Source organism: Pseudomonas sp. BN606 (genome assembly GCF_029873115.1).
GTDB lineage: Bacteria > Pseudomonadota > Gammaproteobacteria > Pseudomonadales > Pseudomonadaceae > Metapseudomonas.
Map to the genome: position 1 here is coordinate 198181 of NZ_SSOF01000075.1, position 16401 is coordinate 214581.

Consider the following 16401-nt stretch of genomic DNA (forward strand, 5'->3'; position numbering starts at 1 on the left):
GCACTCTATCAAAGGCTCTAGCATGGCGGCATCACTTACCCGTGGAGACTCTCCGTGACCATCGAAATCCGCCCCGCCAGGCCTGAAGACGCCCAACAGATCCTGGATTTCATCATCGAACTGGCGGTTTACGAACGGGCCGGCAACGAGGTCATCGCCAATGTCGAAGACATCCGCCGCACCCTGTTCGCCGACAACGCGCCGTCCCGCGCGCTGATGTGCCTGAAAGACGGCCAGCCGATCGGCTATGCCGTGTACTTCTACAGCTACTCCACCTGGCTAGGCCGCAATGGCATCTACCTGGAAGATCTCTACATCACGCCAGATCAGCGCGGCATTGGCGCAGGCCGCCGTTTGCTGCGGGAAATCGCCCGCGAAGCCCGCGCCAACGACTGCGGTCGCCTGGAATGGAGCGTGCTGGACTGGAACCAACCCGCCATCGACTTCTACCACTCCATCGGCGCCCGGCCCCAGAACGAATGGGTGCGCTATCGCCTGGACGGCGACGCCCTGCGCGAGTTCGCCGAAAGCAACGGTTGAGACCAGGAACTCCAGCATCCGCAGCTTCTTGCCTGGTGTTTTGGACGACTCAACGTGCGTCCGAGACGATCAGCGGGTCCGCGAAGCATTTCGGACTCTGGTTTATGGCATTGCCTGTGCGAAAATGGCTGAATTGCTGAAACAGATGTCGCTGGAGACTGTATGGAAATTCTGGATTACGAAGACAGCCTTGAAACCTATCTGGGCGAACTGAGCAGAAAGAAGATCACGATAGTTTCTGCCTTCGCCAGCGGCACTGAGCCCCTGATCGACCAATTGATCGAGAATGGCAACCAGCTGGATATTCTGGTTGGCACCATCAACTCGCTGACCGCCCCCGATTTCATCGAACACTGCCTCAACGAGTCCAATCCTGATCTGGCCCTGACGGTGGACTTCCGCTACCAGGCGAGCGTGAACTGGAAGCTCTACCTGATCGAGCCGGATGTCGTCATCGTCGGCAGCGCCAACCTCACCCAGGTCGGCGTCAGCCTTGTGCGCGATACCTGCACCGTCATCACCGACGCCGCCCTGTACGACGCCTACCTGGCACGCGTCCAGGCGATCAAGGGCATCGAAGGCGTAATGGCCTGCAACCACGCCCAGGCCTTTGAAGATGCGCTGGACGTTTACAAGCAGAACCATCGCCGTATGCAGGCGGGTCTGGCGCGTACCGCCGAATACCTGGACAGCGAAGGCTGGCTGGGCGATGACACCAACCAGAGCATCCCGTTGTTCATCTGGTACAGCGACCATTCGAAGCAGTCCGAAGACGAAGCCCGCGATCACCTGAAATCCAGCAGTGATGGCGTGGCCTGGGACGATGTCCGCGAGTTCTTCACCTACGAGTGCGCCGAGGGCGCCCTGCCCTACGAGGAAGGCGACGTTGTGCTGACTGCCCGTTGCAACGGGTCGCACATCGGCTTCTACACCTTCGACCGCATCCTCTATCGCGAAGGCACCTATTACATCTACGCCTATCGCAAGAAACGCTACACCCAGCCGTTCAAGCTCGATGGCGACAAGGAACTGCTCAAGGAAGCGATTCCGGTGTGGTACGAAGATGGCCGCACCGAGATCAACCGCGCCGATATTTTCCGCGTCATCGGTTGACCCCGTGCCGAGGGGACGGCTTGGCCGTCCTTTCGCCAATGAATTCGTCCCCACAAAATGGCCAATCCCCGGCACAGCACTTGTGGGGGCGATTTCCATCGCCAAACGGACCGCAGGTTCGCTCTTAGTTCCTCGTGGAGCGTTTACCTTGTAGGAGCGAATTCATTCGCGATTGAAATCGCTCCCACTACGACCTAGCAGGATAAGTGGCACCTGCGGACAACTCAGGAACCGACGCTGTCCAGCTGCGCGCGAATTCGCCGGTTCAGCCTGGCCAGGCGCTGACTGACGTCCGCCGCATCGTGGGGGGTGTCGGCGGCGTTCAGCTGGCGTGCGCAAAGGTTGAGCGCAGAAAGCACCACCAGTTCATTGGCGGTGACGTAGGGGAATTTCTTTTTGTTGGAGGCGATCTCCGCCTGCAGCATTGCTGCCGCGTCCTGCAGCACCTGCTCTTCGCCGGCCGGCGCCTTGATGTTGTACTCGCGCCCCAGGATGCGCAGCACGCGGACGCTGTCGGTACTCATGCGCTGGCGCGGCTCTCGCTGACGCGGCGGACCAGGGCCTGCAGGCGTTCGGCGGCGGCGTTGCTCTTCTCTTCCTGCTCCATCATCGACAGTTGCAGGCTGTCGTTTTCTTCGCGGGCCTTGCGCAGTTCGGCGCGAATACGTGCGTTATCGTCGGCGATGGCCTGGTTCTGCTGCAGCAGTTCGGTCACGAGCTGTTCGAGTTGTACGAGGGTATTGTCCAGCATGGGGTCGTCTCCCGGACGGGTGAAAAAGGCCGGGGAGCATAAAGAAAAGCCCCCTCTCTGGCCAGGAAAAATCAGGTTCTTCAGACAGGGCGTATGCTGTCAATTCAATGGCTTAGCTAAATTTCTTCATGTCGAACAGAAATTATCAGCCGCGCCTCGCCCGACGCGCGCGCCGGAACGATGACGAGTAGAATCCCGCGGTGAAGAAAGGTTCCGAGGTAGCGGTGGTGGAATTACAGCAAGGGTTCGTCCTGACCCGGCACTGGCGGGACACGCCGGAGGGCACGGAAGTCGAATTCTGGCTGGCCACCGATGCTGGCCCGCGACAGGTGCGCCTGCCGGTTCAGACCTCCGTTGCGTTCATTCCCGCCGTGCAACGCGAGCGCGCCGAATCGGTATTGGCCGGCGAGCGCGACGTGGAGCTGCGCGACCTTGCCCTCTGCGACTTCCAGCATCGGCCGGTGCTAGGGCTCTACTGCAACCAGCATCGCCAGTTGATGCGCCTGGACAAGGCCCTGCGCAAGGCCGGCGTGGATGTCTTCGAAGCGGATATCCGCCCGCCGGAACGCTACCTGATGGAGCGCTTCATTACCGCGCCCGTGCGCTTTGGCGGCACCCCGGACGCCAACGGCGTGCTGCTGGATGCCCAGCTCAAACCAGAGCCCGACTACCGCCCGAAGCTCAGGCTGGTGTCGCTGGATATCGAGACGACCGAGCGCGGCGAACTCTATTCCATCGCCCTGGAAGGCTGCGGCCAACGCCAGGTGTACATGCTCGGCCCGGCCAATGGCGATGCCAGCGAGGTCGACTTCCAGCTCGACTACCGGGACAGCCGCGCCGCGCTGCTGGAGGCGCTGAACAAATGGCTCGCTGAACACGACCCGGATGCAATCATCGGCTGGAACCTGGTGCAGTTCGACCTGCGCGTGCTGCAGGCCCACGCCGAGAAACTCAAGGTACCGCTGCTCCTGGGACGAGGCGGCGATCCCATGGGCTGGCGCGAGCACGGCAGCGGCAACAACCACTTCTTCGCCGAGGCCACCGGACGGCTGATCATCGATGGCATCGAAGCCCTGCGCTCAGCAACCTGGAGTTTCCCCTCCTTCAGCCTGGAAAGTGTGGCCCAGGCACTGCTTGGCGAAGGCAAGGCGATCGACACGCCCTACCAGCGCATGGACGAGATCAACCGCATGTTCGCCGAGGACAAACCCGCCCTGGCGCGCTACAACCTCAAGGATTGCGAGCTGGTCACCCGCATCTTCGAGAAAACCGAACTGCTCCACTTCCTCCTGGAGCGGGCCACGGTCACGGGCCTGGCCACCGACCGCAGCGGCGGATCGGTAGCGGCTTTCACCCACCTCTACATGCCGCTGATGCATCGCCAGGGCTTCGTCGCACCCAATCTTGGCGAGAAGAAACCCGAAGCGAGCCCGGGCGGTTTCGTGATGAACTCGCGACCCGGTCTCTACGAGTCGGTCCTGGTGCTGGACTACAAGAGCCTCTACCCGTCGATCATCCGCAGCTTCCTGATCGACCCGGTGGGCCTGATAGAGGGCCTCAGGCAACCGGATGACGAGCACTCCGTTCCCGGCTTTCGCGGGGGACGCTTCTCCCGCACGCGGCACAGCCTGCCCGCCATCGTGGCGAGAGTCTGGCAGAGCCGCGATGAGGCCAAGCGCGACGGCAACAAGGCGCTGTCCCAGGCGCTGAAGATCATCATGAATGCCTTCTACGGTGTGCTCGGGTCCAGTGGCTGCCGATTCTTCGATCCGCGCCTGGCGTCCTCTATCACCATGCGTGGCCACGAGATCATGCGTCGCACCCGCGAGCTGATCGAAGCCCAGGGCTACAGCGTGATCTATGGCGATACCGACTCCACCTTCGTCTGGCTCAAGCGTCTCCACGAGGAAAGCGAAGCCGCGCACATCGGCCGCAGCCTGGTACAGCAGGTCAACCAATGGTGGCGCGAGCACCTGCAACAGGAGTACGGACTGGAGAGCGCCCTGGAGCTACAGTTCGAAACCCACTACCAGCGCTTCCTGATGCCCACCATCCGTGGCGCAGAGGAAGGCAGCAAGAAGCGCTACGCCGGCCTGGTGAAGCGTGCCGACGGCAGCCAGGAAATGGTCTTCAAGGGCCTGGAAACAGTTCGCACCGATTGGTCGCCACTGGCCCAGCAGTTCCAGCAGGAGCTCTACCAGCGCATCTTCAACCGTCAGTCGTATAGGGATTACGTGCGCGACTACGTTCAACGGACCCTGGCCGGTGAGCTGGACGAGCAGCTGGTCTATCGCAAGCGCTTGCGCCGCCAACTCAACGACTACACCCGCAACGTACCACCCCACGTCCGCGCAGCGCGCATGGCCGACGACTTCAACGACAGCCTGGGCCGCCCGCGCCAGTACCAGAACGGCGGCTGGATCAGTTACCTGATCACGGTCAACGGCCCCGAACCGTTGGAGACGCGCCGCTCGGCCATCGACTACGACCACTATCTGACCCGACAGCTGCAACCCATTGCGGACGCCATCCTGCCCTTCGTGGGGGATGATTTCGCGTCACTGATCGACAAGCAGATGGCGCTGTTCTAGACCGGTCCTGCCGTAGGTTGGGCAGAGGAACGAAGCCCAACGCTCCAGGCTCGGCATCGCTGCGCTGGGCCTCGCAGCGCGAGGCGCCAACCTGCGGCTTCCTCAGATCGAGATCAGCCCATGCTCCAGGGCGTACTTGACCAGCGCCGCAGGGGTATCGATGTTCAGCTTGCGGCGAATGCTGAGGCGGTAGGTTTCCACTGTGCGCACGCTGATATCCAGCTCGCGCGCTACTTCCTTGTTGTTCAACCCCTTGGCGAGCATCGACAAGACCTGCAACTCCCGCGGGGTCAGTTCGTTCTCGTCGCGGACGTTGGTGGCCAGCTTGCGGGCGATTTCCGGGCTGTAGAAGCTGCCGCCGGCGACGATGGCCTCGATGGCGGCAATCAGCTCGGTGGAGGGAGCATTCTTCAGCACATAGCCGAAGGCACCAGCGTTGATGGAGGTGCGCACGTACTCCTGATTGTCGTACATGCTGAGGATCAGGATCTTGATGCCCGGATACAGGCTGCACAGCCTGCGGGTCAGCTCCAGGCCGTTCATGTCCTTCAGGCCGACGTCCACCAGCAGCAGGTCCAGCTCGGTGTTGGCCACCAGCTCCAGCGCCTCGGCACCGGACTCGGCCTGGGCCACCACCTCGAAGTGCGGCATTGCCGAGAGCAGGGATTTCACGCCATCGCGGACCAGCACGTGGTCGTCGATCAGGGCGATTCTGATGGGGTTGGGAAAGCTCATGACGGCCTCTTGGTTCGCTTGGAAGTCGAGCCGATCAAGCTCTCTGCACGGGTATCTCGACCTGAAGCTCCGTTCGGCCGTGAGAAGAGGAGATGGTGAATGTCCCGCGATGATGATCGACCCGTTCCCTGATGTTCCTCAGGCCAATACCGTGACTCCTGTCCACCAGCCCGGTGTCGAATCCCACGCCGTTGTCTTCGACCCGCAGGACGATGGCGCCCTGGCTGGCGGCGAGCGAGATTATAGCGGCGCTGGCCCTGGAGTGGCGCTCGATGTTGCCCAGGGCTTCCTGGATGATGCGGAACAGCGTGACGCGGACGTCCATGCCGAGGCTGGCATCGTCAAGGCCGCGCTCGTACTGGGTACGAATGCCGGTGCGCTGCTCGAATTCGTGAATCAGTTGGTCGATGGCCGGCGACAGGCCGAGGGTATCCAGCAATGACGGCCGCAGGTCGTGGGAGATGCGGCGGATCTCGCCGATGGCCTCGCCGAGGCGCGCCGTGCCCGCACGCAGGTTCTCCAGTCCCCTCTCCCGCCCGTTCTCCAACTCCAGGCCGGCCAGCTCGAACTGGAACTTGATCGACACCAGTTGCTGGCTGATACCGTCGTGCAACTCACGGGATACCCGTGAGCGCTCCTCTTCCTGCAGGTGGACGATGCGCTGGTTGAGGGCCGACAGCTTGCGGTCGGCCAAGCGGTGCTCGGTGAAGTTCAGCATCAGGCCGCCGGTGAACACCACCAATATCGCGATCAGCGAGAACGAAGCGATGGCCAGCACCGTCGTCAGCACCCCCGTGGCCACTTCCTGGCGTGATTTGAGCGTGGCCACTTCCACGTCGTCGATGTAGATGCCGGTGCCCAGCATCCAGCCCCAGCGGTCGAGCATCACCACATAGGAAAGTTTCTCAGTCACCTGGCGGGTGGAGGGCTTTTCCCAGGCGTAGAGCTGGTAGCCATCGCCGCGCTCGGCACTGTCGAGCAGCGCCTGGATCACCGGCAGGCCGTTCTTGTCCTTCATGCCGATGAGTTCCTTGCCCACCAGGTTCGCCTGACGGGGATGCATCAGGTTCTTGCCATGCCGGTCGTAGACAAAGAAATAGCCGTCCAGCCCGAAACTCGCCCGTGCCAGCATGCGCAGCGCCTGCTGCCGCGCCTCCTCGTCGTCGCGGCCGCTCTCATACAGGGGCGCGATCAGGCTCAGGGCCAGCTCCAGGTAATTCTTCAGCTCGGCCTTCTTGGCCGCCATGATGCTGCTCTCCACCAGCTTGGCTTGCTCTTCCTCCAGCTTCTGGCTCTGGGCGAACACCAGGACGCAGATGAACAGTACCGACACGATGAGCGGCAGGACACTGAGCGTCACGATCTTGTACTTGAGCTGCATGTCACTCACTTCTCGTAGGGTGGAAGTCGCTTTTCACTTCCACCACAGGTACCTGGGCGACGCCGATGGTGGATCGATGAAGCGTGATCCACCCGTGGGAGCGAATTCATTCGCGATGCGCCGACCTCACACTTGCGAGGCTTCGAACCCGGCGCGAATCTTCTCTTCCGGCAACTGGTCGCCAATGAAGACCATCACGCTTTCGCGCGCCTCGCCTTCCTGCCACTCGGTGTCCCAATCGAAGCCGTAGAGCCGCAGTACGCCCTGGAACACCAGGCGGCGGGGCTCACCCTCGACGCAGAGCACGCCCTTGTAGCGCAGCATGGAATTGCCGTGTTCCTCCAGCAGCGCTTCCATGAAGGCGCTTAGCCGGTCCATATCCAGCGGCCGCTCGCTTTTCAGCACCAGGGTGCCGATGCGATCGGGGGTGCCGGCCGGACTCAGGGGACGCAGGATCAGCGCCGGGCCGACATCGGCATTGAGGTTGAAGCCGCGCACGTCGAGCAACTCGGCGAGATCGATGCGGCCATGGTCCACCACGCGGATCGGGGCACGGCGGTTGATGCGTGAGAGGCGCTGGCAGAGCACGTCGAAGTGGCCTTCATCCACCAGGTCACGCTTGCTCACCAGGATCCGGTCGGCAAAGCCGACCTGGGCCTGGGCGATGGTTTCCTGCAAGTGGCGCTCGGCATTCACCGCGTCCACCAGGGTGATGATGCCGTCCAGTACGTAGCGCTCGCAGAGCTCTTCATCGGCGAAGAAGGTCTGCGCTACCGGCGCCGGGTCGGCCAGGCCAGTGCACTCGATTACCAGGCGGTCGAAGGCCAGCTCGCCAGCATCCAGGCGCTCCAGCAGGAGGAAAAGCGCTTTCTCCAACTCGACATGAATGGAGCAGCAGACGCAGCCATTGGCCAGGGTCATCACCTGCACCGGCTCTTCACCGAGCAGTTGGCCGTCGATGGGCGTCTCGCTGAACTCGTTCTCGATCACGGCGATCTTCAGGCCGTGCTCGGCCTTGAGTATGTGTTTCAGCAGAGTGGTCTTGCCGGCACCGAGAAAACCGCTGAGCACGGTGACGGGAATGGGGAGATGGGCAGACATCGGGGCAATCCTCGAAATCAGGTTTCAACCCGTAGGAGCGAGCTTGCTCGCGAACAGTTCTTCGCGAGCAAGCTCGCTCCTACAAAAAAAATGGGCTCCGGGGGGGATGACCGGAAACAAGAGCGCCACGACAGGCGTGGCGCTCAGGTTACCGCATCAGGCGTTCAACAGCAGCGTATGGGCCGTCCCTTGCCACCGCCGTAGCGGGCGTCCTGCCGCTCGCGGAAGAACTCCTCGTAACTCATCACCGGCTTGTCCGGGTGCTTGTTCTGCATGTGCTCGACATAGTTGTCGTAGTCCGGCATGCCCACGAGCATGCGCGCGGCCTGCCCGAGGTACTTACCCATGCGGCCGAGGTCATTGAACATGCTCGCGGTCTCCTCAAGCGTCCGGAATCGGCTGGAACGGCGCTTCCTTGTCGGTGCGCTCGGACTTCATCCAGGCACTGCGTCCCACCTTGATGGCGTAGAACAGGATGCTCAGCACCACGAAGAGGAACAGCACGGTCAGGGTCGAGTTGGTGTAGGCGTTGAAGATCACGTGCTGCATCTGGCCCATATCCTTGGCCGGAGCCAGGATCTGGCCGGCACTCGCGGCATCGCTGTACTTCTTGGCCAGGGCCAGGAAGCCGACGGCCGGGTTCGGGTCGAGCAGCTTGATCAGGCCTGCGGTGGTGGTGCAGATCAGCAGCCACACGGCCGGTACCAGGGTGACCCAGACATAGCGCTGGCGCTTCATCTTGATCAGTACCACGCAGCCCAGCATCAGGGCGATACCCGCCAGCATCTGGTTGGAGATACCGAACAGCGGCCACAGGGTGTTGATACCGCCCAGCGGGTCGACCACGCCCTGGTACAACAACCAGCCCCACAGTGCCACGCAACCGGCGGTGGCAATGACGTTGGCGGTCCAGGACTCGGTTTTCTTCAGGGCCGGGACGAAGTTGCCCAGCAGGTCCTGCAGCATGAAGCGCCCGGCACGGGTACCGGCGTCCACGGCGGTGAGGATGAACAGCGCCTCGAAGAGAATCGCGAAGTGGTACCAGAAGGCCATGGTGTTCTCACCCGGCAGCACCTGGTGAAGGATCTGCGCGATACCCACGGCCAGGGTCGGCGCACCGCCGGCACGGGCCAGGATGCTGTGCTCGCCGATATCGGTCGCCGTCTGCTGGAGCACTTCCGGCGTGATGGCGAAGCCCCAGCTGGTGACGGTGGCGGCAACGGCGTTGACGTCGGTGCCCACCAGCGCGGCAGGGCTGTTCATGGCGAAGTACACACCCGGCTCGATCACCGAGGCGGCGACCATGGCCATGATGGCGACGAAGGACTCCATCAGCATGCCGCCGTAGCCGATGTAGCGGGCGTGGGTTTCGTTGGCCAGCAGCTTGGGCGTGGTGCCGGAGCTGATCAGCGCATGGAAGCCGGATACCGCGCCACAGGCGATGGTGATGAACAGGAACGGGAACAGGGTGCCCTTCCACACCGGGCCGGTGCCGTCGACGAACTGGGTCAGCGCCGGCATTTTCAGCTCGGGGGCGATGACCAGGATGCCGATGGCCAGACCAACGATGGTGCCGATCTTGAGGAAGGTCGACAGGTAGTCACGCGGAGCGAGGATCAGCCAAACCGGCAGCACGGCGGCCACGAAGCCATAGCCGATCAGCATCCAGGTGATCTGCACGCCGGTGAAGGTGAAGGCCGGACCCCAGACCGGGTCGGCGGCCACTATGCCGCCAAGCCAGATGGAGGCCAGCAGCAGCACCACGCCGATAAGGGAAATCTCGCCGATGCGGCCCGGACGGATGTAGCGCATGTAGACGCCCATGAACACCGCGATCGGGATGGTCGCCATCACGGTGAACATGCCCCACGGGCTTTCGGCCAGGGCTTTCACCACGATCAGAGCCAGCACCGCGAGGATGATGATCATGATCAGGAAGCAGCCGAACAGGGCGATGGTGCCCGGAATCCGTCCCATCTCTTCGCGGACCATGTCCCCGAGGGAACGGCCGTTACGGCGGGTGGAGAGGAACAGCACCATGAAGTCCTGCACGGCACCGGCCAGGACCACGCCGGCGATCAGCCAGAGCGTGCCGGGCAGGTAGCCCATCTGCGCGGCGAGTACCGGACCCACCAGCGGCCCAGCGCCAGCGATGGCAGCGAAGTGGTGACCGAAGAGGATGTGCTTGTTGGTCGGAACGTAGTCCAGACCATCGTTGTTGAGCACTGCAGGTGTTGCGCGGGAGGCGTCCAGCTGCATCACCTTGTTGGCGATGAACAGGCTGTAGTAGCGGTAGGCAATCAGGTAGATCGCGGTTGCAGCAGTAACGATCCAGAGGGCGTTGATGGCTTCGCCCCGACGCAGTGCCACGGTACCCAGCGCGAATGCGCCAAGCAGGGCAACGGCGAACCAGGCGATTCGGGTAGCCAGTTGAGTCATTGAATTGTCTCCTGCCGCTGGGGGTCACCTGCGGCGGCTTTTGTTGTTGTTTATGCCCGGATAGGGGCAGCCGACACTATCGGCGCCTGGCCGCCACGGAGTAATTCGCACAACTACGAAGCACGACTACGTAATAATACGTAGCCAGTACGAGCCAACGTGGTGCATACGAGATGGGGCGCCAACTTGTGGAGGCGATTTCAATCGCCAACCGGACCGCAGGTTCGCCCCTGCAGGGGGCAGCTTCGCCGCCCTTGGCGAATGAATTCGCCCCTACAAGGCCTCAACGACTGAGCAGCAACCTGCCGCCCAGGCCCAGCAGGAACACGCCCATCAGGGTCTCGAACACCACCTTGAAACGCATGAAGCCACCGCGCACCGCCGGGTTGGAGAAAAGCAGCGCCATCCCGCAGTACCAGAGGCCGGAGACACCGGCAGCGATGACGACAATGGCCGCGTAGAACCAGGCTGGCGCATGCACCGGCACCATCACGGCGAAGATACTGCCGTAGAAAGCCAGTGCCTTGGGGTTGGTCATGCTCACCAGGTAGCCCTTGCGCGCGGCGGCGAAGGCGCTGGACTCGAGCTGGCCCGGTGCAACGGCGGCGGGCTTGCGGGCGCCAAGGATCATTCGTCCGCCCAGCCAGATCAGATAGGCGGCGCCCGCCAGTTTGATGCCGAGATAAAGCCACTCCACCTGCGACACGATCAGCCCCAACCCGGCGACAGCCAACAGCGCCCAGGTGGAGGAGGCAGCTGCCAGGCCAAGCCCGGTGGCCACACCGGCACGGCGCGAGCTGAGGGTCGCGGTGGAAGTGACGATGGCGAAGTTGGGACCGGGGCTGACGACGCTCAGCACCAGGACGCCGGAAATGGCCAGCAATGCTGCGAGGTAGTCCAAGGCAGACTCCTGTCGGATCGGTCGGGAAATGTGGGCCAGTATATCCGTGCTCCCGCCGACGGCGAAGGATGCCTGTCGAGACGCCCTCTCCCGCCAGGGAGAGGGCTATGAGCGTGGAACCTCAGGGCGTCAAAGGAATGGGGAGGTCGTCGTTCATGTCATCCGGCGGGTTGTTTCTCACCCGCGGAATGCCTGCCGCGAACCAGCTGGAGTTGGCGGCGTTGCGGATCAGTAGCACTGGGCTGACGCAGGGATTCGGCGGGACGGGATCGAAGACGTCGTTGATCACGAAATCGCCTTCCTCGGTCAGGGGGACGCCGACCAGGTCGGTGCTGCTTTCAATGAAGGGCGCGATGCTGCCGCAGAACAGGGTTGCGAAAACCGATTGTCCGGTGGCCCTGCCGATGTTGTTGCCGCCGCCCAGGATCAGCCCGCGCCCTTCGGCCCGGAATGCTCCCGTGATGCTGACCCTGGCCTCGAAGGTGCGAATTACCCAGATCTGCCCGGCCGGCTGCACACCGCGCACCAGGTTGCGATTGACGACCGTGGCAATGTCTTCAGTGCCCTGACCGCTGGAAACCGGCAGCACGCCGATACCACCCCTGAAGCGCAACAGGTCGTCCTCAGCGAGGGCCGTGGAGGCCAATGCGCCGGCTAGCAGCAGCACTGGAATGGCGAGTGCAATTGTTCTTTTCATTTCTGTACCTCCTGTCAGGCATCTGCCCTGGACGTGGCAGGTGGCCGCTGAGCGGAGAAAGGAGGCGGGTCGGAAAGCCCTATCGCGAGGGCAGTGACCGGGCGGCAGGTGAGGTGCCGCGGGATGGATGGGTCGCTGGATTGGCGCTGGCCGTGCAGGGTCGCCGAGCGAACCGCCTTTCTCCTCCGGTGGTATGTGGGCCAAAGGCCCCAACCGTCCGTCAGAGTTGGCACGAGCGCGAATAGCAAGATGGCGGGGGTGCTGAACTCTGGAAGTACTGCACCGGCGATTATAAGCCCGTGCCGTTGTGTCCCTCGCCCGTCCGTCCCCTGCCCTCCTCCAGTCCGTACCCCCCGTCGGGGATTCCCTGCGCCTCGCCGGCGGCCACCTCGGCGCCCAGCAACGTCATCAGGAACAACCAGAGACAGGCACCGGCCAATGGCCAGCGGTTATTCCGGCGAAGCCGCCGGCCATACAGGACAGACGATCGACTGCTCATAGGCACTGCTCCCGGCCAACGGCCCCGGGGGTCGTCGATCACCCCGTGGCGACGACATTGGTCTTACAGGAAGGTTATGCGCCGCCACGTAGAAGCCCAGGCCTTCCATCGGACGATAACCGCCCTTCAGCCCCCGGATGCGCAACCTGCGGCATGCGCGCCTTCGGTGCCGCCCCACCAGGACGAGATGCCACCCCGCATCCTGCACCTGCCGCGCCGGAGTCGTGTCACTACAAAGTATGACTTTGAATATCACTACTTCGTCCGTTACCCGCCTTGGGAGGATTCATTAACGTTCGGCCGCCAACAGAACAATAAGGGTGGCCCCATGACTACAAGAACAAGGCACGCAGACTTCAGACCCCACGCACTGGCAGCCGCCATCGCCCTGGGTCTTTCCGCCACAGCCCAGGCGGTGACCTTCAATATCGGGGATATCGAAGGGCAGTTCGATTCATCCCTCTCGGTAGGTGCCAGTTGGTCCATGCGCAGCGCCGACCCGGACCTCATCGGCGCCAACAGCGGCGGCGACGGTCTGGCGCATACCTCCGACGACGCGCACCTGAACTTCAAGAAGGGGGAGACCTTCTCGAAGATCTTCAAGGGGATCCATGACCTCGAACTCAAGTACGGCGACACGGGCGTCTTCCTGCGCGGCAAGTACTGGTACGACTTCGAGCTGAAGGACGAGCAGCGTCCGTTCAAGGACATCGACGACAGCGGCCGCAAGGAAGGCGCCAAGTCCGCCGGCGCCCAGCTGCTGGATGCCTTCATCTACCACAACTACACCTTTGCCGAGATGCCGGGCAGCGTGCGCCTGGGCAAACAGGTGGTGAGCTGGGGCGAGAGCACCTTCATCCAGAACGGCATCAACACCGTGAACCCCATCGATGTGTCGGCATTCCGCCGTCCCGGGGCCGAGATCAAGGAAGGCCTGATCCCGGTGAACATGTTCTACGTGTCCCAGAGCCTGACCGACAATCTGTCGGCCGAAGCCTTCTACCAGTTGGAGTGGGACCAGACCGTCGTCGACAACTGCGGCACCTTCTTCTCTCAACCGGACGTGGTCGCCGACGGCTGCGACGGCAACCTGGCGGTGCTGACCCCGGCCCTGGCGCCCTTTGGCCGCGCCTTCGGCTACCAGACCACCGGCGAAGGCGTGATCGTGCCCCGTGGCCCTGACCGCGATGCCCGTGACGATGGCCAGTGGGGCCTGGCGATCCGCTATATGTTCGAGCCGCTGGACACCGAGTTCGGCGCCTACTTCATGAACTACCACTCCCGAGCGCCGATCTTCAGCGTTCAGGCTGCGAACCAGGCCACCTACCGTGAATCCCTCGGCGTTCTCGCCGGCACCTCGACACCGGTGGTGCCGGGCGCGGCTCGACAGGGCGTGGCCATCGCCAACGTCGCCGGCGGTAGCAACTACTTCATCGAGTACCCTGAAGACATCCGCCTGTACGGCCTGAGCTTCTCTACCACCCTGCCCACCGGCACGGCCTGGAGCGGCGAGGTCAGCTACCGACCCAATGCTCCGGTGCAGTTGAACACCACCGACCTGCTCTACGGCGGCGTGCGCGGACTGGCGCAGTTCGGCGGCCCGTTCGCGGCGTTCTCCAATTTCTCGATCCTCGGTGGTAATCCGGCGTCCATTCCGGGCAGCACGCTCAACGGCTACGACCGAAAGGAAATCACCCAGCTGCAGACCACATTCGTGCACTTCTTCGACCAGGTGATGGGCGCCGAGCGACTGACCATGGTCGGCGAAGTGGGCGTGACCCATGTGGGCGGCCTGGAAAGCACCAACCAGGCGCGTTATGGCCGCGACCCGGTGTACGGCCCCGGCGCCCTGCCGAACAACACCTGCCGCGCGATCAACGCCGGCACCGTCGGCCCCAATGGCGAAAACGTCAGCAAGTACTGCAACGACGACGGCTTCACCACCAGCACCTCCTGGGGTTACCGAGTCCGCGCAGTGTGGGACTACAACGACGTGTTCGCCGGGGTGAACCTCAAGCCGAGCATCGCCTGGTCCCATGACGTCGACGGCTATTCCCCCGGTCCCGGCGGCAACTTCGAGGAAGGCCGCAAGGCCGTCAGCCTCGGCCTGGATGCCGACTACCAGAACACCTACACCGCCAGCCTGTCGTACACCGACTTCTTCGGTGGCGATTTCAACACCTCGATCGACCGCGACTTCCTCGCATTCAGCGTCGGCGTGAACTTCTGAGAGCCCCGGAGGCGATCCCCATGAAAAACAAAAAGCGCATCCTGCAATCGGGCGTACTGGCACTTTCCCTGCTGGCCGCCAGCGTGATGGCTGCGGCTCCGGCCGACCAGGTGGCCACACTCGGAACCAGTCTGACGCCCATCGGCGCGGAAAAGACCGGCAACGCCGACGGCAGCATCCCCGCATGGACTGGCGGCCTGCCCACCAGCGCCGGCGAGCCAGACGCCAAGGGCTTCCTTGCCGACCCCTTCGCGGGTGAGCAGCCGCTGTTCACCATCACCGCGGCCAATGCCCAGCAGTACAAGGACAAACTAACCCCGGGTCAGCTGGCGATGCTCCAGCGCTACCCGGACACCTACAAGATCCCGGTCTACAAGACCCACCGCACGGCAGCCCTGCCTGACGAGCTCTATGCAGCCATCCGCACCAGCGCGGAAAGGACCGAAAGTCTGGATGGCGGTAATGGCCTGAAGAATTTCGAAAGCCGCTACTACGCCTTCCCGATTCCCCAGTCCGGTGTCGAAGTGGTCTGGAACCACACCACCCGTTATCGCGGCGGCAACATCCACCGCTACATGACCCGCGTGCAGCCGCAGGCCAACGGCGCCTTCAACATGGTCCACTTCGAGGACGAGGTGTCCTACCCGGCCAACCTGCCGGACCTCGACAAGGCCAAGGCAGAGAACGTGCTCTTCTACTTCATCCAGCGGGTAACCGGTCCGGCTCGCCTGGCGGGCAACGTGCTGCTGGTCCACGAGACCATCGACCAGGTCAAGGAACCGCGCATGGCCTGGCTCTACAACGCCGGCCAGCGCCGCGTACGCCGCGCCCCGCAGGTGGCCTACGACGGCCCGGCCACCGCCGCCGATGGCCTGGCCACCTCCGACAACTACGACATGTTCAACGGCTCGCCGGACCGCTACGACTGGAAACTGGTCGGCAAAAAGGAGCTGTACATCCCCTACAACAGCTACAAGCTGGATGATCCGAAGCTCAAGTACAGCGAAATCATCAAGGCCGGCCACATCAACCAGGACCTGACCCGCTACGAGCTTCACCGCGTGTGGCACGTCGTGGCCACGCTGAAGCCGGGCGAACGGCACATCTATGCCAAGCGCGACATGTACTTCGACGAAGACACCTGGCAGCTCGCCGAGGTCGACCACTACGACGGCCGTGGCCAGCTCTGGCGCGTGGGTGAAGGCCATGCCCAGCAGTACTACAACCACAAGGTGCCGGGTTACACCGCCGAATCCCTGTACGACCTGATCTCCGGTCGCTACTCGGTATTGGGCCTGAAGAACGAGGAAAAACAGAGCTTCGTCTTCGGCGCCACAGCCTCGGCCGCCGACTACACCCCGGCTGCCCTGCGCCAGACTGGCGTGCGCTGAGAAATCAGCCGGCGCACTGTTGTGTCATCGAT

General features: G+C 63.1%; 14 protein-coding genes. 5 read left to right on the forward strand and 9 right to left on the reverse strand.

The features are described 5' to 3' along the window. The first annotated feature begins 54 nt into the window (after positions 1 to 54). Entirely contained in the window at positions 55 to 540 is a 486-nt protein-coding gene (locus tag E8E75_RS18085) for a GNAT family N-acetyltransferase (protein ID WP_280359532.1), read from the forward strand. Positions 541 to 702: 162 nt separating this feature from the next. Continuing rightward, positions 703 to 1653 carry a phospholipase D family protein gene (locus E8E75_RS18090; protein ID WP_280359533.1) on the forward strand — a complete coding sequence of 317 codons (951 nt, stop codon included), beginning with the start codon at positions 703 to 705 and terminating at the stop codon, positions 1651 to 1653. Positions 1654 to 1877: 224 nt separating this feature from the next. Here E8E75_RS18090 and E8E75_RS18095 read toward each other — a convergent pair whose 3' ends face one another. Together E8E75_RS18095 and E8E75_RS18100 are read right to left on the reverse strand one after the other, a co-directional pair. After that, positions 1878 to 2177 (reverse strand): cell division protein ZapA, encoded by a 300-nt coding sequence (locus tag E8E75_RS18095; protein WP_120650786.1) that lies wholly within the window; start codon positions 2175 to 2177, stop codon positions 1878 to 1880. Then, on the reverse strand, positions 2174 to 2404 hold the full coding sequence (locus tag E8E75_RS18100) for a hypothetical protein (RefSeq protein WP_120650785.1): 231 nt from the start codon (positions 2402 to 2404) through the stop codon (positions 2174 to 2176). Before E8E75_RS18100 ends, E8E75_RS18095 begins: the two co-directional genes overlap by 4 nt. A 227-nt stretch (positions 2405 to 2631) precedes the next feature. Between E8E75_RS18100 and E8E75_RS18105 the strand changes: the two genes are divergently transcribed. Further along, positions 2632 to 4995 carry a DNA polymerase II gene (locus tag E8E75_RS18105; protein ID WP_280359618.1) on the forward strand — a complete coding sequence of 788 codons (2364 nt, stop codon included), beginning with the start codon at positions 2632 to 2634 and terminating at the stop codon, positions 4993 to 4995. 102 nt (positions 4996 to 5097) lie between these two features. Here E8E75_RS18105 and E8E75_RS18110 read toward each other — a convergent pair whose 3' ends face one another. The 7 genes from E8E75_RS18110 to E8E75_RS18140 form a co-directional block, all read right to left on the reverse strand. Next, positions 5098 to 5730, reverse strand: coding sequence for a response regulator transcription factor (locus tag E8E75_RS18110; protein ID WP_120650782.1), 633 nt, complete (start codon positions 5728 to 5730; stop codon positions 5098 to 5100). 34 nt (positions 5731 to 5764) lie between these two features. Beyond that, positions 5765 to 7111 (reverse strand): cache domain-containing protein, encoded by a 1347-nt coding sequence (locus E8E75_RS18115; RefSeq protein WP_120650780.1) that lies wholly within the window; start codon positions 7109 to 7111, stop codon positions 5765 to 5767. Positions 7112 to 7237: 126 nt separating this feature from the next. After that, positions 7238 to 8212: a GTPase gene (gene yjiA, locus E8E75_RS18120; RefSeq protein WP_280359534.1), complete on the reverse strand. Its 975-nt coding sequence runs from the start codon at positions 8210 to 8212 to the stop codon at positions 7238 to 7240. A gap of 164 nt (positions 8213 to 8376) precedes the next feature. Continuing rightward, positions 8377 to 8580, reverse strand: a complete 204-nt coding sequence (locus E8E75_RS18125; RefSeq protein WP_120650776.1) for a YbdD/YjiX family protein — start codon at positions 8578 to 8580, stop codon at positions 8377 to 8379. A 13-nt stretch (positions 8581 to 8593) separates the two neighbouring features. Next, positions 8594 to 10651: a carbon starvation CstA family protein gene (locus E8E75_RS18130; RefSeq protein ID WP_120650775.1), complete on the reverse strand. Its 2058-nt coding sequence runs from the start codon at positions 10649 to 10651 to the stop codon at positions 8594 to 8596. Positions 10652 to 10934: 283 nt separating this feature from the next. Beyond that, positions 10935 to 11552, reverse strand: coding sequence for a LysE family transporter (locus E8E75_RS18135; protein WP_280359537.1), 618 nt, complete (start codon positions 11550 to 11552; stop codon positions 10935 to 10937). A 121-nt stretch (positions 11553 to 11673) separates the two neighbouring features. Then, positions 11674 to 12249: a hypothetical protein gene (locus E8E75_RS18140; RefSeq protein ID WP_280359539.1), complete on the reverse strand. Its 576-nt coding sequence runs from the start codon at positions 12247 to 12249 to the stop codon at positions 11674 to 11676. Positions 12250 to 13076: 827 nt separating this feature from the next. On the opposite strand from E8E75_RS18140, the gene E8E75_RS18145 reads away from it, so the two are divergent. Both E8E75_RS18145 and E8E75_RS18150 read left to right on the forward strand, forming a co-directional pair. Further along, positions 13077 to 14978, forward strand: a complete 1902-nt coding sequence (locus E8E75_RS18145) for a DUF1302 domain-containing protein (protein ID WP_120650767.1) — start codon at positions 13077 to 13079, stop codon at positions 14976 to 14978. Positions 14979 to 14998: 20 nt separating this feature from the next. Next, positions 14999 to 16369: a DUF1329 domain-containing protein gene (locus tag E8E75_RS18150; RefSeq protein ID WP_280359542.1), complete on the forward strand. Its 1371-nt coding sequence runs from the start codon at positions 14999 to 15001 to the stop codon at positions 16367 to 16369. The last annotated feature ends 32 nt before the right edge of the window (positions 16370 to 16401 follow it).

Excerpts from the sequence above, each read along its gene's own strand:
- E8E75_RS18090 (WP_280359533.1), top strand. The coding sequence starts at position 703 with ATGGAAATTCTGGATTACGAAGACAGCCTTGAAACCTATCTGGGCGAA.
- E8E75_RS18095 (WP_120650786.1), bottom strand. The coding sequence starts at position 2,177 with ATGAGTACCGACAGCGTCCGCGTGCTGCGCATCCTGGGGCGCGAGTAC.
- E8E75_RS18100 (WP_120650785.1), bottom strand. The coding sequence starts at position 2,404 with ATGCTGGACAATACCCTCGTACAACTCGAACAGCTCGTGACCGAACTG.
- E8E75_RS18110 (WP_120650782.1), bottom strand. The coding sequence starts at position 5,730 with ATGAGCTTTCCCAACCCCATCAGAATCGCCCTGATCGACGACCACGTG.
- E8E75_RS18115 (WP_120650780.1), bottom strand. The coding sequence starts at position 7,111 with ATGCAGCTCAAGTACAAGATCGTGACGCTCAGTGTCCTGCCGCTCATC.
- yjiA (WP_280359534.1), bottom strand. The coding sequence starts at position 8,212 with ATGTCTGCCCATCTCCCCATTCCCGTCACCGTGCTCAGCGGTTTTCTC.
- E8E75_RS18125 (WP_120650776.1), bottom strand. The coding sequence starts at position 8,580 with ATGTTCAATGACCTCGGCCGCATGGGTAAGTACCTCGGGCAGGCCGCG.
- E8E75_RS18130 (WP_120650775.1), bottom strand. The coding sequence starts at position 10,651 with ATGACTCAACTGGCTACCCGAATCGCCTGGTTCGCCGTTGCCCTGCTT.
- E8E75_RS18140 (WP_280359539.1), bottom strand. The coding sequence starts at position 12,249 with ATGAAAAGAACAATTGCACTCGCCATTCCAGTGCTGCTGCTAGCCGGC.
- E8E75_RS18145 (WP_120650767.1), top strand. The coding sequence starts at position 13,077 with ATGACTACAAGAACAAGGCACGCAGACTTCAGACCCCACGCACTGGCA.
- E8E75_RS18150 (WP_280359542.1), top strand. The coding sequence starts at position 14,999 with ATGAAAAACAAAAAGCGCATCCTGCAATCGGGCGTACTGGCACTTTCC.